Origin of the sequence: Paenibacillus chitinolyticus, assembly GCF_045038035.1 — a bacterium.
GTDB classification, from domain to species: domain Bacteria; phylum Bacillota; class Bacilli; order Paenibacillales; family NBRC-103111; genus Paenibacillus_F; species Paenibacillus_F chitinolyticus_A.
The window spans coordinates 392,561-417,941 of record NZ_CP173427.1 but is presented as its reverse complement, the minus strand read 5'-3'; the positions used below and the strand labels follow the sequence as shown (position 1 = coordinate 417,941).

Annotated in this window: 19 protein-coding genes, 14 tRNA genes and 4 rRNA genes; 2 read left to right on the top strand and 35 right to left on the bottom strand. The window is 50.8% G+C overall.

The window, feature by feature from the left end; genetic code table 11:
• Positions 1–17: 17 nt before the first annotated feature.
• From glmM to ACI48J_RS01880, 26 genes are all read right to left on the bottom strand, one after another.
• Complete coding sequence (gene glmM / locus ACI48J_RS02005; RefSeq protein ID WP_326052085.1) at positions 18–1,358, bottom strand: phosphoglucosamine mutase; 1,341 nt, start codon at positions 1,356–1,358, stop codon at positions 18–20.
• Between the two features lie 127 nt (positions 1,359–1,485).
• On the bottom strand, positions 1,486–2,808 hold the full coding sequence (locus tag ACI48J_RS02000; protein WP_405081391.1) for a YbbR-like domain-containing protein: 1,323 nt from the start codon (positions 2,806–2,808) through the stop codon (positions 1,486–1,488).
• A complete protein-coding gene (gene cdaA, locus ACI48J_RS01995) occupies positions 2,801–3,616 on the bottom strand; it encodes a diadenylate cyclase CdaA (protein ID WP_009675030.1) in 816 nt (271 codons plus the stop codon). The genes ACI48J_RS02000 and cdaA overlap by 8 nt, the downstream gene beginning before the upstream one ends.
• A 193-nt stretch (positions 3,617–3,809) precedes the next feature.
• Entirely contained in the window at positions 3,810–4,409 is a 600-nt protein-coding gene (locus ACI48J_RS01990) for a zf-HC2 domain-containing protein (RefSeq protein ID WP_405081390.1), read from the bottom strand.
• 81 nt (positions 4,410–4,490) lie between these two features.
• Complete coding sequence (gene sigW / locus ACI48J_RS01985) at positions 4,491–5,069, bottom strand: RNA polymerase sigma factor SigW (RefSeq protein ID WP_009675029.1); 579 nt, start codon at positions 5,067–5,069, stop codon at positions 4,491–4,493.
• Between the two features lie 128 nt (positions 5,070–5,197).
• Complete coding sequence (gene ppc / locus ACI48J_RS01980; protein WP_405081388.1) at positions 5,198–7,984, bottom strand: phosphoenolpyruvate carboxylase; 2,787 nt, start codon at positions 7,982–7,984, stop codon at positions 5,198–5,200.
• A gap of 210 nt (positions 7,985–8,194) precedes the next feature.
• Positions 8,195–8,268 (bottom strand) — tRNA-Gly (locus tag ACI48J_RS01975).
• Between the two features lie 7 nt (positions 8,269–8,275).
• Positions 8,276–8,352 (bottom strand) — tRNA-Pro (locus ACI48J_RS01970).
• 9 nt (positions 8,353–8,361) lie between these two features.
• A tRNA-Arg gene (locus ACI48J_RS01965) sits at positions 8,362–8,438 on the bottom strand.
• A gap of 11 nt (positions 8,439–8,449) precedes the next feature.
• A tRNA-Gly gene (locus ACI48J_RS01960) sits at positions 8,450–8,524 on the bottom strand.
• Positions 8,525–8,534: 10 nt separating this feature from the next.
• A tRNA-Leu gene (locus ACI48J_RS01955) sits at positions 8,535–8,615 on the bottom strand.
• A 13-nt stretch (positions 8,616–8,628) separates the two neighbouring features.
• Positions 8,629–8,704: transfer RNA gene (locus ACI48J_RS01950), tRNA-Lys, on the bottom strand.
• 10 nt (positions 8,705–8,714) lie between these two features.
• Positions 8,715–8,789 (bottom strand) — tRNA-Gln (locus ACI48J_RS01945).
• A gap of 8 nt (positions 8,790–8,797) precedes the next feature.
• Positions 8,798–8,873 (bottom strand) — tRNA-Thr (locus ACI48J_RS01940).
• Between the two features lie 4 nt (positions 8,874–8,877).
• Positions 8,878–8,953, bottom strand: a tRNA-Val gene (locus ACI48J_RS01935).
• Between the two features lie 9 nt (positions 8,954–8,962).
• A tRNA-Glu gene (locus tag ACI48J_RS01930) sits at positions 8,963–9,034 on the bottom strand.
• Between the two features lie 6 nt (positions 9,035–9,040).
• Positions 9,041–9,113: transfer RNA gene (locus ACI48J_RS01925), tRNA-Thr, on the bottom strand.
• A 1-nt stretch (position 9,114) separates the two neighbouring features.
• Positions 9,115–9,190, bottom strand: a tRNA-Asn gene (locus ACI48J_RS01920).
• A gap of 5 nt (positions 9,191–9,195) precedes the next feature.
• Positions 9,196–9,312, bottom strand: a 5S ribosomal RNA gene (rrf, locus tag ACI48J_RS01915).
• Positions 9,313–9,490: 178 nt separating this feature from the next.
• A 23S ribosomal RNA gene (locus ACI48J_RS01910) occupies positions 9,491–12,412 on the bottom strand.
• A 246-nt stretch (positions 12,413–12,658) separates the two neighbouring features.
• Positions 12,659–12,734, bottom strand: a tRNA-Ala gene (locus ACI48J_RS01905).
• Positions 12,735–12,765: 31 nt separating this feature from the next.
• Positions 12,766–12,842, bottom strand: a tRNA-Ile gene (locus tag ACI48J_RS01900).
• A 91-nt stretch (positions 12,843–12,933) separates the two neighbouring features.
• A 5S ribosomal RNA gene (rrf, locus tag ACI48J_RS01895) occupies positions 12,934–13,050 on the bottom strand.
• A gap of 148 nt (positions 13,051–13,198) precedes the next feature.
• A 16S ribosomal RNA gene (locus ACI48J_RS01890) occupies positions 13,199–14,752 on the bottom strand.
• Together the 16S, 23S and 5S rRNA genes with 14 tRNA genes alongside form the textbook arrangement of a ribosomal RNA operon.
• Before the next feature lie 318 nt (positions 14,753–15,070).
• A complete protein-coding gene (locus tag ACI48J_RS01885; protein ID WP_009676794.1) occupies positions 15,071–15,301 on the bottom strand; it encodes a hypothetical protein in 231 nt (76 codons plus the stop codon).
• A 152-nt stretch (positions 15,302–15,453) separates the two neighbouring features.
• Positions 15,454–16,065, bottom strand: a complete 612-nt coding sequence (locus ACI48J_RS01880) for a stage II sporulation protein M (RefSeq protein WP_405081386.1) — start codon at positions 16,063–16,065, stop codon at positions 15,454–15,456.
• A 100-nt stretch (positions 16,066–16,165) separates the two neighbouring features.
• Here ACI48J_RS01880 and pdaB point away from each other — a divergent pair, with 100 nt between their 5' ends.
• Positions 16,166–16,948, top strand: a complete 783-nt coding sequence (gene pdaB, locus ACI48J_RS01875; RefSeq protein WP_405081384.1) for a polysaccharide deacetylase family sporulation protein PdaB — start codon at positions 16,166–16,168, stop codon at positions 16,946–16,948.
• Between the two features lie 148 nt (positions 16,949–17,096).
• Positions 17,097–17,921 (top strand): spore germination lipoprotein GerD, encoded by an 825-nt coding sequence (gene gerD, locus ACI48J_RS01870; protein WP_326053538.1) that lies wholly within the window; start codon positions 17,097–17,099, stop codon positions 17,919–17,921.
• 22 nt (positions 17,922–17,943) lie between these two features.
• On the opposite strand, the gene ACI48J_RS01865 is transcribed toward gerD, so the two are convergent.
• The 9 genes from ACI48J_RS01865 to ACI48J_RS01825 all read right to left on the bottom strand — a co-directional run bounded on the left by ACI48J_RS01865 (position 17,944) and on the right by ACI48J_RS01825 (position 25,369).
• The gene (locus ACI48J_RS01865; protein ID WP_405083164.1) at positions 17,944–19,053 is read right to left on the bottom strand and encodes a P-loop NTPase; all 1,110 of its coding nucleotides are present in this window, start codon (positions 19,051–19,053) and stop codon (positions 17,944–17,946) included.
• A gap of 52 nt (positions 19,054–19,105) precedes the next feature.
• Positions 19,106–19,864 carry an N-acetylmuramoyl-L-alanine amidase CwlD gene (gene cwlD, locus ACI48J_RS01860; RefSeq protein WP_405081382.1) on the bottom strand — a complete coding sequence of 253 codons (759 nt, stop codon included), beginning with the start codon at positions 19,862–19,864 and terminating at the stop codon, positions 19,106–19,108.
• A 67-nt stretch (positions 19,865–19,931) separates the two neighbouring features.
• Positions 19,932–21,113, bottom strand: a complete 1,182-nt coding sequence (gene sat, locus ACI48J_RS01855; RefSeq protein ID WP_326053533.1) for a sulfate adenylyltransferase — start codon at positions 21,111–21,113, stop codon at positions 19,932–19,934.
• A gap of 42 nt (positions 21,114–21,155) precedes the next feature.
• Positions 21,156–21,848, bottom strand: a complete 693-nt coding sequence (locus tag ACI48J_RS01850) for a phosphoadenylyl-sulfate reductase (RefSeq protein WP_405081380.1) — start codon at positions 21,846–21,848, stop codon at positions 21,156–21,158.
• Between the two features lie 270 nt (positions 21,849–22,118).
• A complete protein-coding gene (gene rpsI / locus ACI48J_RS01845) occupies positions 22,119–22,511 on the bottom strand; it encodes a 30S ribosomal protein S9 (protein ID WP_009676832.1) in 393 nt (130 codons plus the stop codon).
• A gap of 20 nt (positions 22,512–22,531) precedes the next feature.
• Positions 22,532–22,969 carry a 50S ribosomal protein L13 gene (rplM, locus tag ACI48J_RS01840; protein WP_042235549.1) on the bottom strand — a complete coding sequence of 146 codons (438 nt, stop codon included), beginning with the start codon at positions 22,967–22,969 and terminating at the stop codon, positions 22,532–22,534.
• Between the two features lie 174 nt (positions 22,970–23,143).
• The gene (truA, locus tag ACI48J_RS01835) at positions 23,144–23,914 is read right to left on the bottom strand and encodes a tRNA pseudouridine(38-40) synthase TruA (RefSeq protein ID WP_405081379.1); all 771 of its coding nucleotides are present in this window, start codon (positions 23,912–23,914) and stop codon (positions 23,144–23,146) included.
• Between the two features lie 123 nt (positions 23,915–24,037).
• Entirely contained in the window at positions 24,038–24,400 is a 363-nt protein-coding gene (gene rplQ, locus ACI48J_RS01830) for a 50S ribosomal protein L17 (protein WP_009676799.1), read from the bottom strand.
• Positions 24,401–24,424: 24 nt separating this feature from the next.
• A complete protein-coding gene (locus ACI48J_RS01825; protein WP_326053525.1) occupies positions 24,425–25,369 on the bottom strand; it encodes a DNA-directed RNA polymerase subunit alpha in 945 nt (314 codons plus the stop codon).
• Positions 25,370–25,381 lie beyond the last annotated feature (12 nt).

Below are 25,381 nucleotides of genomic sequence, written 5' to 3'. Positions count from 1 at the left end.
GCAAAACGCGCACGGAATTAACCGAGCTCCCGCTTCACGACCTCCACGATGTCATTGACGTAGCCTTCCACCGTATCCTTGTCCGGCCCTTCCGCCATAACGCGGATAAGAGACTCCGTCCCGGACGGACGCACCAGCACACGGCCGTTGTCACCCAGCTGGCTTTCTACGGCACTGATTGCGCCGGCAATGGCCGCATTGTCCTGCAGCTTGCTTTTATCCGCTACACGCACGTTGACGAGCACCTGCGGGAACTTCCGCATAATCCGCTTCACTTCGCTAAGCGGGCGCCCTCCCGCCACGAGGGTGTCAGCGAGCTGCAAGCCCGTAAGAATACCGTCCCCGGTCGTATTGTAATCGAGGAAAATGACATGGCCGGACTGTTCGCCGCCCAGATTGTAGCCGCCCTTACGCATCTCTTCCATCACGTAACGGTCTCCTACGGCCGTCTGCGTCGCTTTCAGCCCGTGGCCCTCGATTCCCTTAAAGAAGCCGATGTTGGCCATAACCGTCGTCACAATCGTGCTGTGATTCAGCTTGCCCGCACGGTTCATCGCATCTCCGCAGATGCTCAAAATGAAGTCGCCGTCGACTTCTTCCCCGTTCTCGTCGATCGCGATGAGCCGGTCCGCGTCCCCGTCGAACGCAAGACCGAGGTTGGCGCCGTGCTCCACGACGGCTTTCTGCAGATTCTCCGGATGTGTCGAACCGCAGCCGTCGTTGATGTTGCGCCCGTTCGGCTCCGCTCCCAGCGTAATCACTTCCGCTCCCAGCTCGCGGAAAATCTTAGGCGCCAGCTCGTAAGCGGCTCCGTTCGCGCAGTCCATCACAATCTTCATGCCGCCGAACGAATGCTGCACGGTCGACTTGACGAAGTCGGCGTACAGGAACTTCGCCTTCGGATCATCCGACACGGAACCGATCTCGCCGCCCACCGGCCGCGGCAGCTCGTCGCCGTCCGCGTCGAGGAGGCGCTCGATTTCGAGCTCCGTCTCATCGAGCAGCTTAAACCCGTCTCCGCCGAAAAATTTGATCCCGTTGTCTTCCACGGGATTATGGGAGGCGGAGATCATCACGCCGGCGTCGGCGCCAAGCACGCGCGTCAAATACGCGACGGCAGGTGTAGATACGACGCCGAGGCGGATCACGTTCGCTCCGATCGACAGGAGACCCGCGACCAGCGCCGCTTCCAGCATAGGACCCGAAATACGCGTGTCCTGGCCGATGACTACCTTCGGGTGCTGAGCCTGACGTGTCAGCACATATCCTCCACAGCGTCCGATTTCAAAAGCCAGCTCCGGTGTCAGCTCCTTATTGGCTACTCCGCGAACTCCATCCGTTCCAAAATATTTCCCCATCGTTCTCTTCCCCTCTTCTCATAAACGGCACGTGAATGCCATATCGGCTTCTTTATAAATCCTGGTAACTTGTCATGATTTTAACATATCCCTTATAACTTACGAAGGAAAACTCCCGTTTAGGGGGTTACGGCTCCTTTTTAGGGACCGTTTCTCCCACGGCATCCGGTTTCTGGGTTGGAGTTGGAGTCGGTGTAGGACTCGGATTTTTCGACTCGGTTTGCGTCGGAGCCGCCGAAATGACGACCTTGGCCTTCGTCACCTGTGTCCCGCCATCTTTGATGTACGGCGGCAGATTGAGAGTAATCGGCAATTCGTGCGTCCCTGGAGGTAAATTGCTCACATCCACGATAGCCTGGATGTCTTCCGGTTTAACGGCCTCCATTTGAGGCGCCGCTCCTTCCAGGGTCAGCGTGATGCTGCCGTTAGGAGGATCCGTGAACTTCACTTCCGTTCCTTCCGCCTGTCCCACTATTTTCAAGGGGATTCCCGGATACTCCTTTTTGATGGAAGAGACGATTTCGACGGTTACCTGTACCTTCGTCGGCTCAATCTGAGTCACCCCTTTTTGCAAAGGAATGTCCAGCGTAAATTCTTTCGTTTCCTTGAGCCCGTCGATCTTAAGCGTAACACCCGAATAGAAGTCCATTCCGTCCAGCACGTTTTGCGGCCCGTAGACCATGATCTTGTCCGGATTCTGCTTGACCGAACCGATGCTGTAACCGGGAGGCAGACTGCCCGTCAGTTGAATCTGCAGAGGCACTGTTTTAAACGGACTCGTAACGGGGACATCCACGTCCACTACGGCAGGCCTTATATCGTAAGGCAGCTCGCGGCCTTCTTTGTTATAGACCTTCAGCTTCACCTGCTTGGTTACCGCCGAATCGGCTTTATCTACCGAGATTTCCCCTTGAACCGTCGCCACCTCGTCCGCCTTGCTCGCCGGAACGGATACATGCACCTTGCTCGGTTTGGCGATAGGGTCGCCGGATTTATACCCGGGCTGAGGAGTTCCCTTTACATTGATTTTCACAGGAACTTCCTTCATTTCCTGCTCCTCGACGACCACCTTGACGTTCCGCGGCACGATGTCCACCTGCAAAGATGACGGGAAACCGACCGCCTCCAACGGAAGGACATACTCGCCTTTACCGCCGGCCTTGGTCAAATCCAGCACGACCTTGTACTCACTCGTGCTCACCCGCTTAAGCGCGGAATCTTTCCCTTTCAAGATCACCTGGACCCGGCTAGGCTCAATCGAAGAAATATAATATTTATCCGAATCGTATTTCGGCGTAATTTGTACATTGCTGATCGGCAGCTCTTTAATTCCCCCCGTACTCGAATTGGTCACGGTAGTGCCTTCCATCCGGACAACCGCCCACAGAAGAATTCCGATAATGACCGCGATCACCCGGACGACATTTGTATTTCTCAGCCATCTATCCACGTTTGCGTCCCTCCCACCATTTCTTGAAAGGGTTTTGACGGTCTTTGGCCTTAGGCTTCAATTCATCAAAAAGCTTCGAAATCAAGGATTCTTCCTTGATATCTCGGACGACCTGCCCGTTCAGCGACAGTGAAATTTGTCCCGTCTCCTCGGACACGATCAAGCAAACGGCATCCGAAACCTCGCTCATTCCGATAGCCGCTCTGTGCCGGGTGCCAAGCTCCTTACTGATAAAAGGATTTTCCGAGAGGGGCAAATAACAACCCGCCGCCATCAGTTGGTTGTTCCGTATAATAACCGCACCGTCGTGCAAAGGCGTGTTCGGAATAAAAATATTAATAAGCAGCTCGGAACTGATCCGTCCGCCTATGGCTATTCCCGACTCGATGTAGTCAGTCAGGCCCGTTTCCTTTTCAAAGACGATCAAAGCCCCGATTTTGCGCCGGGACAAGTAATTCATCGCCTTAATCACTTCGCCGATCCGTATGTTGACGTCCTGGTCCACGTCCATCGAACTGCGTGAGAAAAGCCGGCCGCGGCCCAGCTGTTCCAGGGCTCTTCTAAGCTCCGGCTGAAAAATAATAATAATGGCGATCAGACCCACCGTAAACATCTGGTTCATGATCCACTGCAGCGTATTCAGGTTGAAAGCAACACTGAGGGCCCAGGCGACCAGTACGACAATGATCCCTTTCATGAGCTGTACGGCTCTTGTCCCGCGCAGCAGCATAATTAATTTATAAACCACATAACTGACAATCGAGATATCTATAATATCTGTGATGGAAATATCTGCGAATAATTCCACTGGAGTTCCCCCAAATCAACGCGTAAAAATCCGGATTTTTTACTTATCTTTATCTGTCTATTCCTTGATAATACCACAATCCGAACAATTCTTCTATTCTACCCATTTCCCGGTACCCAAAGAAAAAAGCCCTCCGGGGTACCCCTCGAGGACTTTAGCTGTATGAGATATGCATGCTGTTTGTTTAAGCAGGTCAATGCATGAGATCGTTCAGTTTAAACCAGATCCAGCTTAAAGCTTCGTCAATGCGTATTTTATCCCCGGTTATGTGAGCAGTCGATGCCAAATTCATGTTTCCGTCGATAACCACCAGATTTCCTTCCACATTGGCGTCGTCTTCTACAACCAGTTGGCCGTTCTCGACCACCAGATTGCCTTTTACCGTCTCTCCTTTGGGCACGATCACTTTATCGCCTTGGATGATTACCCGTTCCAGGTCTGCGCCCCGTACCATTAACTCGGTGTTGTTATTCCACAGGGTCATAAAGCTGCCCGCCATCGTTAACAGAAAAACAGCCGCTACCGAAGCCGCAGGATGTCTGCGGATCCACTGCGTCCACGGCTTCCGCTTCTTAACGGGAGGGAGACTGCCCATAATACGGTTCGTGAGATCACTTGACACGGTAGGTGCAGGGATGGAACGAACGAGCGCATCCGTCGTTTCCATCTGCCGGAACAGCGAATTACATTCCGGACATGACAAAAGATGCTGCTTTAGCTCCAGCGCCTGGGCCCCCTGCAAGTCCCCATCCAAATATTCGTGCATCAAAGGGAGGGCCTGTTTGCAATTCATCGAAGCCACTCCTTTCTCGTTCTTGGCCGATAGTGTAATACCATACGTATGGCGGGAGAAGATGTTTCAAAAAAATCGAACTTACAGAGAAAAATTTGCGTCCGTGTCTAATTTCTTTCGTAAATACTCCCGGCCGCGGTGAACACGTGTCTTGACGGTCGTAACGGGCATGCCGAGTACATCCCCGATTTCCTGTAGCGACATATCGTGGAGATAGCGCAGGATCACGACGGATTTGTATTTTTCAGGCAAGGTTTGAATGGCTCTGCGAATTACCTGCTGTGTTTCCGAGAGAACAATCTGGTCCTCGGGCAGCTCGTCTTTGCTCGCAAGCATGGCGTAAAAATCGTTCCCTTCACTGTCCGGCATTTCGGCGTCGAGGGAATAGGTCGGTTTGCGTTTGCGCAGCCGGTCTATGCATAAGTTGGTTCCGATACGAAAGATCCAGGTAGAAAACTTCTGGTTCTCGTCGTAGCGGTCTAAGTTGTTGTATACGCGCAGGAAAGTATCCTGCACAGCATCTTCGGCTTCCTGCTTGTTACCGAGCATTCTGTAGGCCAGGTGAAATATTTTATCTTTATATAAATTCACCAGTTCCTCAAAAGCACCACGATCTCCATTCCTTGCAAGCTTGGCTAATCGTGTTTCTACTAAATTCAAGATAACTCCTCCAACCCTAGGAAGTACGGGGCTTCTTTTCACTTATGTTCGGTAAAACACACAAAGTCGAGCCGCCCGGAAGGACGGCTTGACTCTTTGTTTCAGTGCCTATGCGATGTTGTCCGTTATCAGCCTGTATTGCGGAGTCCGGCTGCAATGCCGTTGATCGTAAGAAGAACTTCACGCAGCAGGAAGCTGTCGTCTTCGTTGTTCTCGCGTGCCCCGCGCAGTTCTTTGAGCAGATCTACTTGCAGGTAGCTCAGCGGATCGACGTAAGGATTGCGAAGCCGGATCGATTCTTGAATAACCGGCACGTTGTCAAGAATCTCCTGCTGCCCGGTAATATCCAGAATCAGTTTGGAAGTCAGGTTGTATTCTGCGCTGATCAGCTCGTAAATGCGCTTTGCGATGCTGTCTTCCTTAAGCAGGCCGCCATACTCTTTGGCGATGAGAAGGTCTGCTTTGGCTAGGGCCATCTGCAAACCGTCGATCATGGATTTAAAGAACGGCCAGTTCTCATACATGTTCTTCAGAACCGACATATTTTCGGCCTTATTCTGATAGAAGTCCTGAAGCGCCGTACCCGCAGCGTACCATGCCGGCAGCAGGTAACGGCTCTGCGTCCAGGCGAATACCCACGGAATCGCGCGCAGATCTTCAAAGCGGTCGCTGTTGTTCCGCTTGGAAGGACGAGAACCGATATTCAGCTCTCCGACCTCCGGAAGAGGCGTCGACTGCTTGAAGAAAGTCATGAAATCCGGATCGCGGAAAATAAGGTCCTGATACTTATTCTGCGCTTTTTCCGAAATTCCTTTCATAATGCTTTCCCATTCGGTTTCAAGCGGGTGTTTTTGCGGGTTGCGTGCCAGCACCGCTCCTTTAATCAAAGCAAACGTTGCCTGCTCAAGACTGCGGTACGCGATACCTTGCAGCGAATAGCGGGATGAAAGCACCTCGCCCTGCTCCGTAATCTTGATACCTCCGCCGATCGTATCCACAGGCTGGGCCAGAATACTCCGGTTCAGCGGCATCCCTCCGCGTCCGAGCGAACCGCCCCGTCCGTGGAAGAACTTCAGCTTCACGCCGTTTTTGTTTCCGACATCCGTCAAGGCACGCAGCGCGACGCGCAGCTCCCAGTTAGCGGTAATAACGCCGCCGTCTTTGTTGCTGTCGGAATACCCCAGCATGATTTCGTGCATAGGCGCTGCAGAATTCAAGCTTGCACGGTAAGCCGGAATTTTAAAAAGAGTATCCATAATTTCCGGAGCCGCATGCAGATCGTCGATCGTTTCAAAAAGCGGCACCGACTGAATGGTGCTCACAACCGTACCGTCGGCTTCCTTACGATAAAGTCCTACTTCTTTGGCAAAAACCATAACCTCCAGCATGTCGCTCGCGCCCTGAGTCATACTAATCAGATAGCTGTTCAAGCAGTAACGCCCGAACTCATGCTGGGCCTTATAAATATTTCTATATACATCCAGACATTCCTGAGTAGACTCGGAGTATTTCATGTATGGGGATGTAATCGGACGCGGCTCATCGAGAAGCTTGCTCAATAGTTCAATCTTCTCATTTTCCTGGAGTTTGCTATAATCCTCCACGATACCGATCCGGTTTAGGATTTCCGTCATGGCCAGCTCATGTTCGCGGCTGTGCTGACGAATGTCGAGGGTAGCCAGATGAAACCCGAATAATTCTACCTGACGAATCAGCTTCTTAATATACCGGTCCGCCGCATAATCGGCGAAATGGCTCCGCAAGCTTCTTTCGATCACATAGAGATCCGCAATCATTTCGTCCGGCGAGGTATACTTCTGGAAACTCGCTACTTGGGAATTCCCCGCGTTTCTGACTTTCTCGATCATGTAGGCAAGCTTCGTGCGGTACGGCTCGTCGTCATTGCTCCAGAAATCATTGTGGGGACCAAAAACTTCATGATCGGCCTCAATAGATTTCTGCAGCTCATCACTGATCTCAGCAAGATTCTTGCTGAAGCTTAAGTGATACATGACATCCACGAGAATTGTTTCATACTTCTTTAAGGCAAGGCCGCGGTGCAGCTCCAGCGTCTCCCACGTGACATGAGAGGTAACCGAAGGGTTGCCGTCACGGTCTCCGCCGATCCAGGAACCGAATTTAAGGAAACTAGGTACGTGCCAAGTCTCATTCGGGTAGTATTTATCCAAACAGCGTTCCAATTCTTGATAAACTTCAGGAAGAACATCGAATAAGGTTTCATCAAAATAATAAAGGCCGTTCTGAACTTCGTCGATAACAGTCGGTTTCCGGTTGCGCAGCTCATCGGTTTGCCAAAGCGTCATAACCTCAGCCAGAAGTTTTTCTCTAAGCTGTTCTCTCTCCCGGTAGGTTAGCGTCGGATTGTCGAGGTACATCACGTCCTGGGAAATACGCTGGTGAATATCCAGAACCGCACGGCGTGTAGCTTCTGTAGGATGAGCAGTCATAACGAGTTCAAGTGAGATCGTCTGCAAAATTTCCTGAACCTCACGATAGGAAATCTGGTTCTGCTTCAGCTGCTGAACGATGCTTTCGATTGAGCCAGGTTGAACCGTTTCTCCAGAGGAACGCTCATAATCGCGTTTTCTGCGAATACGGTGGGTTTGCTCGGCAATATTAACGAGTTGAAAGTAAATCGCAAAAGCACGAATAACCTGGTGACGAATTTCAGGCTGCAGCCCGTCGATCGTCGCTTTAAATTCCGCATAGGTGGCTGGGTCATATTGAGCCCGAAGGGATTTGCTCAGTTCGCGGATCTTCTCTACGACTGCCAGAAGCTCATTGCCTCCCTGATGGACCAGTACTTCCCCGAGTATATGCCCAAGAAAACGCACATCTCTGCGAAGCAAGTTGTTAGTAGAATTTTTCTGAACGATTGTTTCGTTATCCGACATGTCCTCGCCTCTTCTCTCTACTGATAATCACACCAAATTTCGTCTGATTTCATACTCATTTCAGAATATTTTACCACATTCACGCGTTGCATTATAGCTATTTTTGACGAAAGATGCCTGAGAATTACAGGAAAGCCGAGTAAGATTTAACTCAAGCCCAATTCTGGATAAATAAAAAAAGATCTCATAGAGATCTTTGTTGGTTATGTATGGAGCGGGTGATGGGAATCGAACCCACGCTACCAGCTTGGAAGGCTGGAGTTCTACCATTGAACTACACCCGCATACATATGGTCGGGACGACACGATTTGAACATGCGACCCCCTGGTCCCAAACCAGGTGCTCTACCAAGCTGAGCTACGTCCCGAAATATGAATGGCGTGCCCTGAGAGATTCGAACTCCCGGCCTTTTGATTCGTAGTCAAACGCTCTATCCAGCTGAGCTAAGGGCACATATGAAATTATGGAGCGGAAGACGGGAATCGAACCCGCGACCCTCGCCTTGGCAAGGCGATGCTCTACCGCTGAGCCACTTCCGCATAAAACTGATGCGCGTGGAGGGACTTGAACCCCCACGTCAAAGACGCTAGATCCTAAGTCTAGTGCGTCTGCCAATTCCGCCACACGCGCAAGTTGGAAAAAATGGTGAGCCATGAAGGACTCGAACCTTCGACACCCTGATTAAAAGTCAGGTGCTCTACCAACTGAGCTAATGGCTCGTACTAAAAATGGCTGGGGGTATAGGATTTGAACCTATGCATGACGGAGTCAAAGTCCGTTGCCTTACCGCTTGGCTAACCCCCAATAAAACATGGTGCCGTCGAGAGGACTTGAACCCCCAACCTACTGATTACAAGTCAGTTGCTCTACCAATTGAGCTACAACGGCATGGTGGTGGACGCTGACGGGATCGAACCGCCGACCCTCTGCTTGTAAGGCAGATGCTCTCCCAGCTGAGCTAAGCGTCCGCCCAGTAATGACCCGTAGGGGATTCGAACCCCTGTTACCTCCGTGAAAGGGAGGTGTCTTAACCCCTTGACCAACGGGCCTTAATAAGCTTCCAACCGGATTCGAACCGGTGACCTCTTCCTTACCATGGAAGCACTCTACCTACTGAGCTATGGAAGCGTGGCTCCCCGAACAGGACTCGAACCTGTGACAACTCGATTAACAGTCGAGTGCTCTACCAACTGAGCTATCAGGGAATATCGCTTGGCAACGTCCTACTCTCCCAGGACCCTTCGGTCCAAGTACCATCGGCGCTGGAAGGCTTAACGGTCGTGTTCGGGATGGGTACGCGTGGTTCCCTTCCGCCATCGTCACCAAACAGGTGTCTGTTCAGACACACCAGGGTTGCTCCCTGAAAACTAGCAGCGAAACGTGCAGCCGATCCATCCAAAGATCTTATGGTGCATACCCAGGGTATGCCTTTCGATGCGGCATTTTCCTGTCGGAAAAGCCTAAGCATATGCTTTCGATGTAACCTGTACTGTCGTACAGATTTGTAGGTCAAGCCCTCGACCGATTAGTATTGGTCAGCTCCACACATTGCTGTGCTTCCACCTCCAACCTATCTACCTCGTCGTCTTCAAGGGGTCTTACATACTGGGAAATCTCATCTTGAGGGGGGCTTCACGCTTAGATGCTTTCAGCGCTTATCCCTTCCGTACATAGCTACCCAGCTATGCCTCTGGCGAGACAACTGGTACACCAGCGGTACGTCCATCCCGGTCCTCTCGTACTAAGGACAGCTCCTCTCAAATTTCCTGCGCCCGCGACAGATAGGGACCGAACTGTCTCACGACGTTCTGAACCCAGCTCGCGTACCGCTTTAATGGGCGAACAGCCCAACCCTTGGGACCTACTTCAGCCCCAGGATGCGATGAGCCGACATCGAGGTGCCAAACCTCCCCGTCGATGTGGACTCTTGGGGGAGATAAGCCTGTTATCCCCAGGGTAGCTTTTATCCGTTGAGCGATGGCCCTTCCATGCGGTACCACCGGATCACTAAGCCCGACTTTCGTCCCTGCTCGACCTGTATGTCTCGCAGTCAAGCTCCCTTATGCCTTTGCACTCTTCGAATGATTTCCAACCATTCTGAGGGAACCTTGGGGCGCCTCCGTTACTCTTTAGGAGGCGACCGCCCCAGTCAAACTGCCCACCTGACACGGTCCCTCTACCGGTTCACGGTAGTAGGTTAGAACTCCGATACGATCAGGGTGGTATCCCAACGGCGCCTCCACCCAAGCTGGCGCTCAGGCTTCAAAGGCTCCCACCTATCCTGTACAGATCGTACCAAAGTCCAATATCAAGCTGCAGTAAAGCTCCATGGGGTCTTTCCGTCTTGTCGCGGGTAACCTGCATCTTCACAGGTATTAAAATTTCACCGGATCTCTCGTTGAGACAGCGCCCAAGTCGTTACGCCATTCGTGCGGGTCAGAATTTACCTGACAAGGAATTTCGCTACCTTAGGACCGTTATAGTTACGGCCGCCGTTTACTGGGGCTTCGGTTCACAGCTTCGGGTTACCCCTAACCGCTCCCCTTAACCTTCCAGCACCGGGCAGGCGTCAGCCCATATACTTCGCCTTGCGGCTTCGCATAGACCTGTGTTTTTGCTAAACAGTCGCTTGGGCCTTTTCACTGCGGCCCCCTCGTGCTATTCACACTACCGGGGCACCCCTTCTCCCGAAGTTACGGGGTCATTTTGCCGAGTTCCTTAACGAGAGTTCTTCCGCGCGCCTTAGAATTCTCTTCTCGCCCACCTGTGTCGGTTTGCGGTACGGGCACCTTCGCCTGGCTAGAAGCTTTTCTCGGCAGTGTGAGATCAAGACCTTCGCTACTGTAATTTTCGCTCCCCATCACAGCCCAGCCTTACGATGTGCGGATTTGCCTACACATCAGCCTCACTGCTTGGACGGACATCCATCAGTCCGCGTCCCTACCCTGCTGCGTCACTCCATTGCTCGTAACGGCTTACGGTGGTACAGGAATTTCAACCTGTTGTCCTTCGACTACGCCTTTCGGCCTCGCCTTAGGTCCCGACTTACCCTGAGCGGACGAACCTTCCTCAGGAACCCTTAGGCTTTCGGCGGATCAGATTCTCACTGATCTTTTCGTTACTCATACCGGCATTCTCACTTCTGTACAGTCCAGCAGTCCTCACGATCTACCTTCACTCCGTACAGAACGCTCCCCTACCCCAAGACATCTTTAGATATCTAAGTCATAGCTTCGGTGGTGTGTTTAGCCCCGTTACATTTTCGGCGCAGAGTCACTCGACCAGTGAGCTATTACGCACTCTTTAAATGGTGGCTGCTTCTAAGCCAACATCCTGGTTGTCTGTGCAACTCCACATCCTTTCCCACTTAACACACACTTGGGGACCTTAGCTGATGATCTGGGCTGTTTCCCTCTTGACAATGGATCTTAGCACTCACTGTCTGACTCCCGGGGTAATGTCTGTGGCATTCAGAGTTTGACTGGACTTGGTAACCCTTGGCGGGCCCCGCACCCAATCAGTGCTTTACCTCCACGACACATCCCCCGAGGCTAGCCCTAAAGCTATTTCGGGGAGAACCAGCTATCTCCGAGTTCGATTGGAATTTCTCCGCTACCCCCACCTCATCCCCGAATTTTTCAACATTCGTGGGTTCGGGCCTCCAGTGCGTGTTACCGCACCTTCACCCTGGACAGGGGTAGATCACACGGTTTCGGGTCTACGCCTGCATACTATAGTCGCCCTATTCAGACTCGCTTTCGCTGCGGCTCCGCCTTTTCAGCTTAACCTCGCATGCAAACGTAACTCGCCGGTTCATTCTACAAAAGGCACGCCATCACCCATTAACGGGCTCTGACTTCTTGTAGGCACACGGTTTCAGGTTCTTTTTCACTCCCCTCCCGGGGTGCTTTTCACCTTTCCCTCACGGTACTGCTTCACTATCGGTCGCTAGGGAGTATTTAGCCTTGGCAGATGGTCCTGCCGGATTCCGACGGGGTTTCACGTGTCCCGCCGTACTCAGGATCCGTCTAGGCATACGTTCACTTTCGGCTACAGGGCTGTTACCTCTTTTAGCGGACCTTTCCAGATCGCTTCACCTAATGAACTTTTGCCACATTGACGTCCTACAACCCCAAGGAGCAAGCTCCTTGGTTTGGGCTAATCCGCGTTCGCTCGCCGCTACTGACGGAATCACTATTGTTTTCTTTTCCTCCAGGTACTTAGATGTTTCAGTTCCCTGGGTGTGCCTCCAATGCAGCTATGTATTCACTGCATGGTAACTGCGCATTACCACAGCTGGGTTCCCCCATTCGGACATCCCCGGATCAAAGCCTGCTTACGGCTCCCCGAGGCATTTCGTCGTTCGCCACGTCCTTCTTCGGCTCCTAGCGCCTAGGCATCCTCCGTGTGCCCTTATTAGCTTGACCAATGCTTGTTATATACCGATTCGCGCTAGCAAGCAAGCTTGCCAAATCGCTCATACGCCATATAACTTCGCTTTACATCAAACCATCAAGGTTTTGGATGATTCTAGTTACATGTTTCGCTATCTAGTTTTCAAGGATCAACTGACTTCGTTACCGCTCAAAGCGGCAAGAAGTATCTTACCACATCACGCATCTTCAGATCAACCCGTAATTTACTGGAAATTACGACCGTTTGGAAGAAGGTTTTGGTGGAGCCAAGCGGGATCGAACCGCTGACCTCCTGCTTGCAAGGCAGGCGCTCTCCCAGCTGAGCTATGGCCCCAAAATGGTTCCTTATGTGGTTGTCAGGAAAATGGTGGGCCCTAGTGGACTCGAACCACCGACCTCACCCTTATCAGGGGTGCGCTCTAACCAGCTGAGCTAAGGGCCCGTATATTGTGAGTTCTCACTCACTTTGGTCTTGCGTGCCAGCAAGCAACCGCCTGCTCTTTTCGCAAAATAAAAACCCACAAAGTGGGTTCGCTTGGCAACGTCCTACTCTCCCAGGACCCTTCGGTCCAAGTACCATCGGCGCTGGAAGGCTTAACGGTCGTGTTCGGGATGGGTACGCGTGGTTCCCTTCCGCCATCGTCACCAAACGAATTGCGTGGTTTCCAGAGTCGCCAAACTCCAGAAAGGGTTTGTAGCTTGAAAGGTTCTTGCCCTTTCAAAACTGACAACGAGTGATTGAAGGTTGAAGGCGATGCCTTCTTGACTGGGTCCGTTTCAGGACCCGAGTCTCCATAGAAAGGAGGTGATCCAGCCGCACCTTCCGATACGGCTACCTTGTTACGACTTCACCCCAATCATCTACCCCACCTTCGGCGGCTGGCCCCTTGCGGTTACCTCACCGACTTCGGGTGTTGTAAACTCTCGTGGTGTGACGGGCGGTGTGTACAAGACCCGGGAACGTATTCACCGCGGCATGCTGATCCGCGATTACTAGCAATTCCGACTTCATGCAGGCGAGTTGCAGCCTGCAATCCGAACTGAGACCGGCTTTTCTAGGATTGGCTCCGGATCGCTCCTTCGCTTCCCGTTGTACCGGCCATTGTAGTACGTGTGTAGCCCAGGTCATAAGGGGCATGATGATTTGACGTCATCCCCGCCTTCCTCCGGTTTGTCACCGGCAGTCAACTTAGAGTGCCCAGCCTTACCTGCTGGCAACTAAGTTCAAGGGTTGCGCTCGTTGCGGGACTTAACCCAACATCTCACGACACGAGCTGACGACAACCATGCACCACCTGTCTCCTCTGTCCCGAAGGAAAGGCCTATCTCTAAGCCGGTCAGAGGGATGTCAAGACCTGGTAAGGTTCTTCGCGTTGCTTCGAATTAAACCACATACTCCACTGCTTGTGCGGGTCCCCGTCAATTCCTTTGAGTTTCACTCTTGCGAGCGTACTCCCCAGGCGGCATGCTTACTGTGTTAACTTCGGCACCAAGGGTATCGAAACCCCTAACACCTAGCATGCATCGTTTACGGCGTGGACTACCAGGGTATCTAATCCTGTTTGCTCCCCACGCTTTCGCGCCTCAGCGTCAGTTACAGGCCAGAAAGTCGCCTTCGCCACTGGTGTTCCTCCACATCTCTACGCATTTCACCGCTACACGTGGAATTCCACTTTCCTCTCCTGCACTCCAGTCTCCCAGTTTCCGGTGCGAACCGAGGTTGAGCCTCGGGATTAAACACCAGACTTAAAAAACCGCCTGCGCGCGCTTTACGCCCAATAATTCCGGACAACGCTTGCCCCCTACGTATTACCGCGGCTGCTGGCACGTAGTTAGCCGGGGCTTTCTTCTCAGGTACCGTCACCCAAAGAGCAGTTACTCTCCTTGGCGTTCTTCCCTGGCAACAGAGCTTTACGATCCGAAAACCTTCATCACTCACGCGGCGTTGCTCCGTCAGACTTGCGTCCATTGCGGAAGATTCCCTACTGCTGCCTCCCGTAGGAGTCTGGGCCGTGTCTCAGTCCCAGTGTGGCCGTTCACCCTCTCAGGTCGGCTACGCATCGTCGCCTTGGTGAGCCGTTACCTCACCAACTAGCTAATGCGCCGCAGGCCCATCCGTAAGCCACAGATTGCTCCGTGTTTCACGATCTCTCCATGCGGAGAAACCGGTTATCCGGTCTTAGCTACCGTTTCCGGTAGTTATCCCGATCTTACAGGCAGGTTGCCTACGTGTTACTCACCCGTCCGCCGCTAACTATCGGAGAAGCAAGCTTCTCTTCAAGTCCGCTCGACTTGCATGTATTAGGCACGCCGCCAGCGTTCGTCCTGAGCCAGGATCAAACTCTCCGATAAAGTTCTGCTAGCCTTACGGCCAGCGGTTTATCTCAAGCTGATTAAGCTCAAACATTCAAAGCTGACGAGAATTTCTTCTCATTTAATGTCTCGATTTCTCGAGACGATTCAATCACTCGTTGTTCAGTTTTCAAAGGACAATTTCTATCGTTTTGCAACCTCGTCTTAACCCACTAAGTTTCAGCGGCGACTTTATTAATATATCACAGACCGACTATTCATTGCAAGCTTTTTTTAAAATTCTTTTTTTGCTTGGCTTGTTAAATGAAATCTTGTCGAATCAGCGAAATTCAATTTACCATGAAAGTTTAACTTAAGTCAAGACTTTTTTTGATGCTGGACACGGTTCCTTGCGTATTTGGATATTTCCCGCGGCGAAGCAAGCCTGGCATACATCCGGAAGATAACCTTATATCGGGATTCTATAGCTTTCTTAATCTCCTCGTCCATTCTCTTATCGTTAAGATCGAAGAGCATTTCGTCTAATTCTTTTCTTAGCACATAGTCCAGTTCTCTGCATTCCCTGTCATTAAAAAGAAATCCAAGCATCAACTTATTCTAGCTCCCCTCGAAATCGACTCTGCATCCACAACAGCGAGAAGGCTCCTGCACCCATTCGAATGCAGGCAACCGTTCCGCTTTACTGTTATGCTCATGTTTTGTCATTTTTATGACGGGGTTCAAGAAAATTTTTACAATTGTTATCCTTTTAAAAGCCACAGAGTTACTGTACTTTCCACGACAGCCGCAAGGAGCAACGTTCCTACGACAAGCAAGATTAACGGTCGGGTCAGCCTCATAACACGCTTAAACTCTGCCGCGGCGTTCCCGCTTCTTTTGGAAGAGAAGAGTCCCCCGATCATTTTGATAACAAGAATACCGAGTCGAAGTCCATAGGCGCATGCTACGATGATCGCCGGAATCTCCAGAATTCCATGCGGCAGGATTCCTTTTAGAACATAAGCTAGGCTTTGCGCTTCCATCTGATATTGGATGACATACCCCAACAGCATCCCGTTTACCAGGAGCACCATCAAGGGAAGAATACCGAAAAACAATCCTAGGTATACAAACATCAATGACTTGATCGCATTATTCAGAAAAATAACGATAAACAACCAGAGGTTAAGATTTTCTTTGCCTTTAACCAGTCCCGAAATTTTCTCCAGGCCCTCCATCTGCTGATCCAGAAAAGCCTGAAAGCGGTCCGGATACATAATCCCCAGTATTAAACCGGCAGCGAAAACCAAAACGGAAGCAATCAGGTAATGCTTCATTTCTCCGAAATGCTTAAACAGCTCTCTCCACTTCAATTTCCTGTTCTCCTTTCTCTTTAACGCATAACTCGATGGTACGAGCATACATTTTACTAAGCCGGAATACAAGCCCAAGGAGAAGGAGGCCGGAGCAATCATGAGCCATTTTTACGTCTTTAACGGCAAGAAAATAAAACAAGCCGTCTTTATCGGTGTCGCCGTAGTTTTCGCCGCAGGTATCGTCTATTCCGAACGGGGGAATATGGCGGTTTTTTCAAGCGGGGGTCCCGCGGCAGTTTACAATGTCAAAACGGAAAAGAAACAGATCGCATTGACGTTCGACATTTCATGGGGGGAAACGCGTACAGATCCGATCCTGGATGTGCTGGAGCAAAAAGGCATCAAAAACGCGACGTTCTTTCTTTCCTCGCCCTGGAGCAAAAGCCACCCCGATATTGTAAACCGAATTATCAAGAGCGGGTATGAGATCGGAAGTCACGGCCATAAGCATGTGAACTACAGCAGTCTGGGAGACGAAGAGATCCGCAAACAAATTCAGACCGCGGACGGAGTCCTAAAAGATTTCACCGGCAAAAGTCCGAATCTGATTCGTATGCCCAACGGTGATTTCGACAAGCGGGTTCTCGGTATTGCGGACCAGCTAGGGTATAAGGTTATTCAATGGGATACGGATTCACTGGATTGGAAAAATCCCGGAGTGGATACCATTATCAACCGCGTTGTAAGTAAATCGCATCCCGGCGATATCGTTCTGCTCCATGCCAGCGACTCCTGTAAACAGACCCATGAAGCTCTTCCCGCCATTATCGACCAGCTTAAGAGCAAGGGGTATGAATTCGTAACGGTAACGGAGCTGATGAAACAGGCGCAGACTGAAAATAAAGCCGTGGAAGAACAGTCGTTTAAACAGGTTTATTAATTCCCCCCGGTCACTGTACATACATTTTCTTGAAACGGCCAAATCCGCCCAATTTTCTCAGCAATCAACCATGTCATCCGTTTATGAAAAGGCTCCCCCCCACGCATACTAACGGTACTATTTCAGGGGAAGGGAGCTTGTGTGCACAATGAATCGGAAAACAGTGCGTTATGTTCCTGCCTTATTTGCGGTTTTTCTCTTGGCTTCCTGCAGCTCCGACAATTCTTCACAGGGATCTTCATCGTCCCAGGGCAATTATAAAGAAACGAAATCCATGGTGCTTGACATTCTAAAGTCGGACGAGGGCCGCGCGGCGATCGATAAAGCTGCCCGTTCCGGTTTATCTTCGGCAGGTTCGGGCAGTTCCTCGGTCAGTATGCTGACCGACGGTCAAAAATTGCAGATGCAAACGGCTGTCAAGGATGTGCTGACCAGCACGGAAAGCAGTAAATTCGTAAGGGATATGATGAAAGACCCGCGTTTCGCCGGTGATTTCGCCAAGGTAGTGAGTACGCAGGATAAGCAGCTCCACAAGGATCTCATGAAAGATCCGGAGTATCAGAAACAGCTCCTGCAAGTTATGAAAAATCCGGAATACCAGCAGCTCATGATGGAACTGACCCGGACGACCCAATACCGTCAACAGATGATGAATGTCATTCAGGAATCATTCCAGAGCCCCTTGTTCCAAGCTCAGATGCTTACCATGATGAGAAAAGTAATGGAAGAGGGGATCGTACCTAAAGGCGCCGGCGGCCAAAGCCAGGGTGGCCAAGGGGGAAAAGGCGGACAGGGCGGAGGACAGGGCGGTAAGGGCGGACAAGGATCCGGAGGCGAAGGCGGTCAATCGGGCCAGGGGGACCAAAAAAGCAAACAAGATCAAGGCCAGGAAGGCGATCAAGGAGATCAGGGCCAGGATGAGAAGGAATCCCCGAACAAAAAGGGTAAGAAGGATCAGGACTCCGAATATTAAAAAAAGGACTGATGCTTGCGCATCAGTCTTTTTGAGTCTGTTGAACGACACTCCGTGCCAGCTCCAGATAAAGTTGGCCGGTGGTGGAATCTTCTTTGTAAACCGACGGGGAATAATCCGGTTCGGAAATATGATTGTCCGGTGCGCCCAATGGAATTTGGGCAAGCAATTGGGTATGCAGCTGTTCCGCCAACATGCCGCCGCCGCCGCGGCCGAAGACGTAGTCTTTCTCCCCGCATTTGGAGCACTCGTAGTAAGCCATGTTCTCCACCACACCGATAATCTCATGTTTGGTATGCACGGCCATGGCGCCCGCTCTGGCTGCTACAAAAGCGGCAGTAGCATGAGGAGTCGTAACTAGGATCTCTTTGCTTTGCGGCAGAAGCTGATGAATGTCCAGCGCGATGTCGCCCGTACCGGGAGGCAGATCGAGCAGCAGGTAGTCCAGTTCTCCCCAGTCCACTTCGTGGAAGAAGTTATGGAGCATCTTGCCCAGCATAGGTCCACGCCAGATCACCGGCGAATTATCCTCCACAAAGAAACCCATGGAGATAACTTTAACGCCGAATTTTTCTACGGGGATGATCCGGTTATTAACAAGCTGGGGCTGTTCCTCTATGCCCATCATATCCGGAATACTGAAGCCGTAGATGTCCGCATCCATAATTCCGACTCTCTTACCGAGACGCGCCAAAGCAACAGCGAGATTCGCCGTTACGGTAGACTTCCCTACGCCCCCCTTACCGCTTGCGACGGCAATAAAATTGACGGGGGAATCGGGATTCAGCAAAGGAGCCGCTTCCTGTCCCGTTCCGGCATCAGAGCCGGCAGTCTCAACGCTTCCCGCCTCGGATGCACCCTCATAAGCGGAGAGCTGGTTTTTCTCATAATCCGTTATTTCACGAAAACGAATATGAACCCCTTCGGCTCCGATTTGGGACAAAGCGGATTCAATGCGTTCTTTTATACTTGCTTTGTAGCTTTCATCCGTAACGGACAAAACACACGTAAGAGAAACACGGTTCTCTTTAATGACCACGTCTTTAACGAAGTTCAGTTCTACGATAGAAGCTCCGTAAGTCGGATCTGTTATAGGCTGAAGCGATTGCCGGATAAGCTCTTTGGTCACCATCATGTTCCACCTCGGTAGGCTTATTTCTGTTCAGATCATTATAACATACCGATTAGGACGAACGCACTTTCTCCCCGGAGAAATAACGCAGAATCGCTTGATAAACGGACGCGGCAACTTTCTTTTGATACTTATCGTCGGCCAGCAGCCTCGATTCCTCCGGATTGGATAAAAACCCGACTTCGACTAGCGCACTCGGCATTTTCAAGGTTTTCAGCAAATAAACGCCGGTATCGGCCTTCTTGGCGACGCGCTCCGTATTTTCCAGATTTTTTTTGAGTTCGTTCTGGATGAGTGTGGATAAGGTAGCGTTGTCCGGATGGTTCGGGTAGTAGAACGTTTGTGCGCCCCTCCATTTATCGGACGGAATGCTGTTCAAGTGAACGCTGATAAACAAGTCGGCTTTCTTGCCGTTTATGAATTCGGCGCGGCTTAACAAATCTTCTGTTTTCCGGCGGCTGAGTCCCTTCGTTCCCTCCTGGGCCAAATCCGTATCCGTTTCCCTGGTCATCACCACCATAGCGCCGGCCTGCTGCAAATAATCACGCAAATACAGAGTGATCGCGAGGTTGATATCTTTCTCTATTACGCCGGATTGGCTGACCGCCCCTCCGTCAGGGCCTCCGTGCCCGGCATCCAGAGCAATCGTCTTCCCTGAAAGAGGCATGGACCATTCGCTCCATGTTCGTGTCGAAGGCAGCTCGTAGGTGTACATAAAGGCCATCAGCATAACCAGCAGGGCCGCCATGATGATCTTGATGCCGCTGTCCCAGGTCAGCCATACGACAAACCTTTTTCTTGGTCTCCGCATGAAAAAATCCACCTCTGTTCCCCAATAGACTCCATTCATCTATATGGGACAGGGTGGACAATTATACCTACTGCGCGGACGTACCTACAGGCTCTGACATGCCGTCTATGAGCACCTTCGCCACTTCCGGGCGTGTGAACTCCTGGGGCGGGCATTGGCCGTCACGCAGCAAGGCGCGTACTTTCGTGCCCGACAGGTGCAGGTGGTCAGCTTTATCGTGCGGGCAAGTTTTGCTCGATGCCATATTCCCGCACTTCGTGCAGTAAAAGCTATGCTCGAAGAAAAGAGGCGTAATGCCGATTTCTTCCGGTGTAAAGTTACTGAAGATTTCCTGGGCTTCATAAGTACCGTAGTAATCGCCTACACCCGCATGGTCGCGGCCTACGATAAAATGGGTACAGCCGTAGTTTTTACGGACCAAAGCATGGAAAATCGCTTCCCGCGGACCCGCGTAGCGCATAGCAGCCGGAAAGACACCGAGAAAAGCACGATCCGAAGGATAATAATTTTCAAGGAGAACGAAGTAGCTTTTCATCCGGACATCGGCGGAAATATCATCGGACTTGGTTTCGCCAACCAGCGGATTCAGAAACAGGGCATCGACGATTTCCATAGCGGATTTTTGAATATATTCATGGGCCCGGTGGACGGGATTACGGGTTTGGAACCCTACGATAGTCCGCCAGTTCTTCTCGGCAAAAATTCGGCGAGTCTCGGCCGGGTCGTAGTAAAAATCTTCGAACTTGGCCGGCTTCGGTCTATTCAACACCTGCACAGGGCCCCCGATATAGGTAGACGGCCTCGATAACAGCTTCTGGACGCCAGGATGCTCCTTATCGTCCGTTTTAAAGACTTGACGGGCTTCAAGCAGCTGATCGGCCTTGTATATGCTCGTCACGTTGATAAGACCGTATACGACGCCGTCCTCTTCTCCCACCAAAGCCGCTTGCGTACCGACAGCGAGCTCTTCCGCATCGGCTTCTTCAACCGCCAGGGTAACAGGTATGCTCCATACGGTGCCATCCGCCAAACGCATGCTTTCGACAACCGAAAGGTAGTCTTCTTCATTCAGAAAACCGGTTAGCGGGGAAAATGCTCCTACTCCAATAAGATCAAGGTCGGAAATGGCCCAATTGTTTATGCGAATTTGAGGCAGATCGCCCGCCGCCGCAAGAAGTTGTTCGCGTTCGCTTCCCGTAATCAGGCGATTAATTAAAGTGCCGCCGTGAGGCGAGATTGAAGATGGCATGGATGTCTCTCCTTTGTTCTTCTAATAATGTCCGTTTCCCGCTTACTTATGGAGTCCGCATTCCGTTTTGTCATTGCCTGCCCAGCGGCCCGCCCGCGGATCTTCACCCGGAGCGACCGCCTTCGTGCAGTGGCTGCAGCCGATACTAGGGAAGTTCTGGTCATGAAGAGCGTTATAAATAATACCGTTGGAACGAATGTACTCCCAAACATCGTCCGAAGTCCAGCTAGCAAGCGGATTAAATTTAACAAGCCCGAATTTTACATCATAGTCAACCTTTTTGGCATTTGCCCGTGTCGGTGCTTGATCCCTGCGGATTCCCGTAATCCATGCGTCGTAATTTTTTAAAATGTCCGTTAAGGGATCCACCTTGCGGATGTTGCAGCACTCGTTCGGAGCGGACAACCACAGCTCGGCGCCGTACTGAGCCGCTTGTTCTTCCAGTGTGAGCTTAGGGAGTACCTGAATAAAAGATTTTTGATAGTGATCTTCCAAACGATCTCTTGTATCATACGTCTCCTGAAAATGCACATTAGTGTCCAGATAAAAAATATCTGTTTCCGGGCTCACTTTGTGCAGCATATCCACCAGGACTACGTCTTCCGCGCCGAAGCTGCAAGCGAGCGTAATGCTCGGGAATGTGTTAACCGCCCATCGAATAAGCTCTTCGGGTGACTGGTTCTCAAATTCTTCAGCGGCTTTGTTCACTAACGCTTCCTTTTCGAACAAATTCATCTTTGTACCCTCCCGTTTTAATTCCGAGTATCCTAATCTGTTTTGTTATTTTATTTCATTATAAATCACAACTTAGTGTTGTCAATAGCCTAAAGACGATCTTTTTATCATATTGAACAAAAGATCGATAGGTTCGTACGTTATTTCGGAATTCTAGAGTGTTATAACGTACGAGAAAAGGATCATTTATCCGGAACGGTCAAAAGAACACAAAAAAACCCTTCCGGTACATTTCTGTACCCAGAAGGGTTTGCTTTGTATAAACTGATCTTAACGTTTCGAGAACTGAGGTGCACGACGAGCTGCTTTCAAGCCGTACTTCTTACGTTCTTTCATACGTGGATCACGAGTCAAGAATCCAGCGCGCTTCAGAGAACCGCGGAATTCAGGATCTGCTTTAAGCAGTGCGCGGGAGATGCCATGGCGGATTGCGCCGGCTTGTCCGCTCATTCCGCCGCCGTTAGCCAGTACGAGTACATCGTACTTGCCGATTGTTTCGGTCAGCGTCAGAGGTTGTTTCACGATTAGTTTCAGCGTTTCCAGGCCGAAATATTCGTTAAGGTCACGTTTGTTGATGATGATGCGTCCTTCGCCCGGTACTAGACGTACACGTGCTACCGAATGCTTACGACGACCGGTTCCGTAGTATTGAACTTGTGCCACAAGTCAGTCCTCCCTTTCAATTAACCCCGAAGTTCCCAAACTTCTGGTTGTTGTGCTTGGTGTGGATGTTCCGCGCCTGCATATACTTTCAGCTTCAGTTTCATGCTGTTGCCAAGACGTGTCTTAGGCAGCATGCCGTGAATAGCAAGTTCCAGTACACGCTCAGGCTTTTTGTTCAGCATATCTTGAGCTGTCGTAACTTTCAGACCACCTGGGTGCATCGAGTGACGGTAGTATTTCTTGTCTTGCAGTTTGTTGCCGGTCAGATGAATCTTCTCGGCGTTGATAATGATTACGAAATCTCCGGAATCCACGTGCGGGGTGAATTGCGGTTTGTGTTTGCCGCGGATAATGCTTGCAGCTTCACTAGCCAGACGTCCGAGCGTCTTGCCGGTAGCATCAATGATGTACCATTTGCGTTCAACTTCATTCGGCTTAGCCATATATGTGGTACGCATGCTCTGATCCTCCTAAAAATATATCTCCGAACTTTATTAACAAACATAGTCATTGGTTAAAATACATCTTGAATCTTAGAGTGTTTTTGAAGTCGGGGCCGTGGGGTAGCCCTTCAAGAAACACCATCACATATTTTACAGCATAGTCCAGGGAATAGCAAGAATTAAATTACATTATTCCGCGTATTCTACATTCCACAGCATCAGCCCGTGGGCTTCGGCTGTCGGGCCCGCAAGCGCCCGGTTACGTCCCCTCAAAATCGCAGCCATTTCTTCGGCTGGGCGTTTGCCTTCCCCGATTTGTATCAATGTTCCCACGAGAATCCGGACCATGTTGTAGAGAAAACCGCTACCGGTGAAATAAAAGCGAAGCTCCCCCGGCTGGTTGGGCTCGACAGACATTTGATCCGTTTCTTCAACGATCCAAGCGTCATAAATCGTACGAATACGCGATTCGGCTACGGTTTTGACCGAACAGAACGAGGAGAAGTCGTGCGTGCCTAGGATCGCCGCTAGAGCGTCTCTCATGGCATCCACATCCAAAGGATTGGGATGGTGGAATTGGTATCGGCGTTGAAAAGTATCCGGTATCCGCGCAGTACGGATCGTGTAGGAATAGGTTTTTCTTTTTGCCGACTTGCGGGCATGAAAAGATAAGGGCACTTCATCCGCACGAAGCGCAACGATATCTTTCGGAAGCCTGGAATTAAGAGCAAGGCACCAGCGTTCTGCGGGGATCTGGGAGGCTGTAGTGAAGTTGATCACCTGAGCGCGGGCGTGAACGCCAGCGTCCGTCCGCCCTGATGAGGTGATCTTCACCGTCTCCCCGGACAGCATCCGAATGGCCCGTTCCAGATAATCCTGGACCGTATTGCCATGAGGCTGCGTCTGAAAACCCGAGTACGAGGTGCCGTCATAACTTACCGTTATTCTTATATTTCTCACGAAACCATACCCTCCGTATACCGAACGGACAGGTTGATCGGGAGGTGAGCACAATCCGGTCAGATTGCAAAAAAAGGGCTTCAGCAGAATCCAAAGATTCTGTCCACCCTTTCCCACCCTTCGTTACGCCCGGTCTACCAGTTCCAGATATACCATAGGAGCAGCATCTCCACGACGAGGTCCCAGTTTCAGGATACGTGTGTATCCACCTGGACGCTCCGCATAGCGAGTTGCCAGCTCGGAGAACAATTTCTGGATTGCATCCTGGTCTCCTGCGGTTTCACGACGAACAAATGCAGCTACTTGACGACGAGCATGCAGATCTCCGCGTTTCGCTAATGTAATGAGCTTCTCGGCGATAGAGCGAACTTCTTTCGCTTTCGCTTCAGTTGTTTGAATGCGCTCGTTAATGAAAAGGTCCGTTACGAGGTCGCGGAACAATGCTTTCCGCGCACTGGAGTCACGGCCTAACTTTTGATATGCCATGTCTTAACCCTCCTTCTGAGGTGATTATTCTTCCGTACGCAGGCCAAGACCCAGCTCTTCGAGCTTCTCTTGAACTTCTTCAAGAGATTTACGGCCAAGGTTACGCACTTTCATCATATCTTCTTCGGTTTTGGTGATCAGCTCTTGCACGGTATTGATACCGGCACGCTTCAGGCAGTTGTAAGAACGAACGGAAAGATCCAGTTCCTCGATCGTCATCTCGAGAACTTTCTCTTTCTTATCTTCTTCTTTCTCTACCATAATCTCCGCATCTTTAGCTTCATCGGTTAATCCAACAAAGAGCATTAGGTGTTCCGTCAGAATCTTCGCACCAAGACTTACTGCTTCCTCAGGGCGAATACTTCCGTCCGACCACACTTCGAGGGTTAGTTTGTCGTAGTTCGTCACTTGGCCGACACGAGTGTTCTCTACCGTGTAGTTCACACGCGTGATCGGAGTGTAGATCGAGTCAACCGGAATGACGCCAATAAGCTGCTCATCCCGTTTGTTCTTATCAGCCGGCACATAACCGCGGCCTCTGGTCGCATGAATTCTCATATGAAGACGAGAGTCAGACGATAGAGTCGCGATATGAAGATCCGGGTTCAAGATCTCCACATCACTATCTCCGCGAATATCAGCAGCTGTGATTCTACCTTCTCCTTCGGCGTCGATCTCCAATACTTTTTCTTCATCTGAATGGATTTTCAAAGAAAGACCTTTCAGATTCAGAATAATCTCCGTTACGTCCTCCATAACTCCCGGAATAGTCGAGAATTCATGGAGAACTCCGTCGATTTGTACAGAGCTAACCGCAGCACCCGGTAGTGAAGACAGTAAGATACGACGTAGTGAGTTACCTAATGTGGTCCCGTATCCGCGTTCCAGCGGTTCTACGACGAATTTGCCGTAAGCTCCGTCTTCGCTTAAAGATACGGTCTCTATTTTTGGCTTTTCGATTTCGATCATGAAATTAACCCT

Bases quoted from the DNA above. Each gene is read 5' to 3' on its own strand.
- ACI48J_RS01825 (WP_326053525.1), bottom strand. From the start codon at position 25,369: ATGATCGAAATCGAAAAGCCAAAAATAGAGACCGTATCTTTAAGCGAA.
- ppc (WP_405081388.1), bottom strand. From the start codon at position 7,984: ATGTCGGATAACGAAACAATCGTTCAGAAAAATTCTACTAACAACTTG.
- pdaB (WP_405081384.1), top strand. From the start codon at position 16,166: ATGAGCCATTTTTACGTCTTTAACGGCAAGAAAATAAAACAAGCCGTC.
- ACI48J_RS01885 (WP_009676794.1), bottom strand. From the start codon at position 15,301: ATGCTTGGATTTCTTTTTAATGACAGGGAATGCAGAGAACTGGACTAT.
- rplQ (WP_009676799.1), bottom strand. From the start codon at position 24,400: ATGGCATATCAAAAGTTAGGCCGTGACTCCAGTGCGCGGAAAGCATTG.
- glmM (WP_326052085.1), bottom strand. From the start codon at position 1,358: ATGGGGAAATATTTTGGAACGGATGGAGTTCGCGGAGTAGCCAATAAG.
- ACI48J_RS01865 (WP_405083164.1), bottom strand. From the start codon at position 19,053: ATGGTGACCAAAGAGCTTATCCGGCAATCGCTTCAGCCTATAACAGAT.
- ACI48J_RS01850 (WP_405081380.1), bottom strand. From the start codon at position 21,848: ATGAATTTGTTCGAAAAGGAAGCGTTAGTGAACAAAGCCGCTGAAGAA.
- rplM (WP_042235549.1), bottom strand. From the start codon at position 22,969: ATGCGTACCACATATATGGCTAAGCCGAATGAAGTTGAACGCAAATGG.
- sat (WP_326053533.1), bottom strand. From the start codon at position 21,113: ATGCCATCTTCAATCTCGCCTCACGGCGGCACTTTAATTAATCGCCTG.
- ACI48J_RS01990 (WP_405081390.1), bottom strand. From the start codon at position 4,409: ATGAATTGCAAACAGGCCCTCCCTTTGATGCACGAATATTTGGATGGG.
- gerD (WP_326053538.1), top strand. From the start codon at position 17,097: ATGAATCGGAAAACAGTGCGTTATGTTCCTGCCTTATTTGCGGTTTTT.
- cwlD (WP_405081382.1), bottom strand. From the start codon at position 19,864: ATGCGGAGACCAAGAAAAAGGTTTGTCGTATGGCTGACCTGGGACAGC.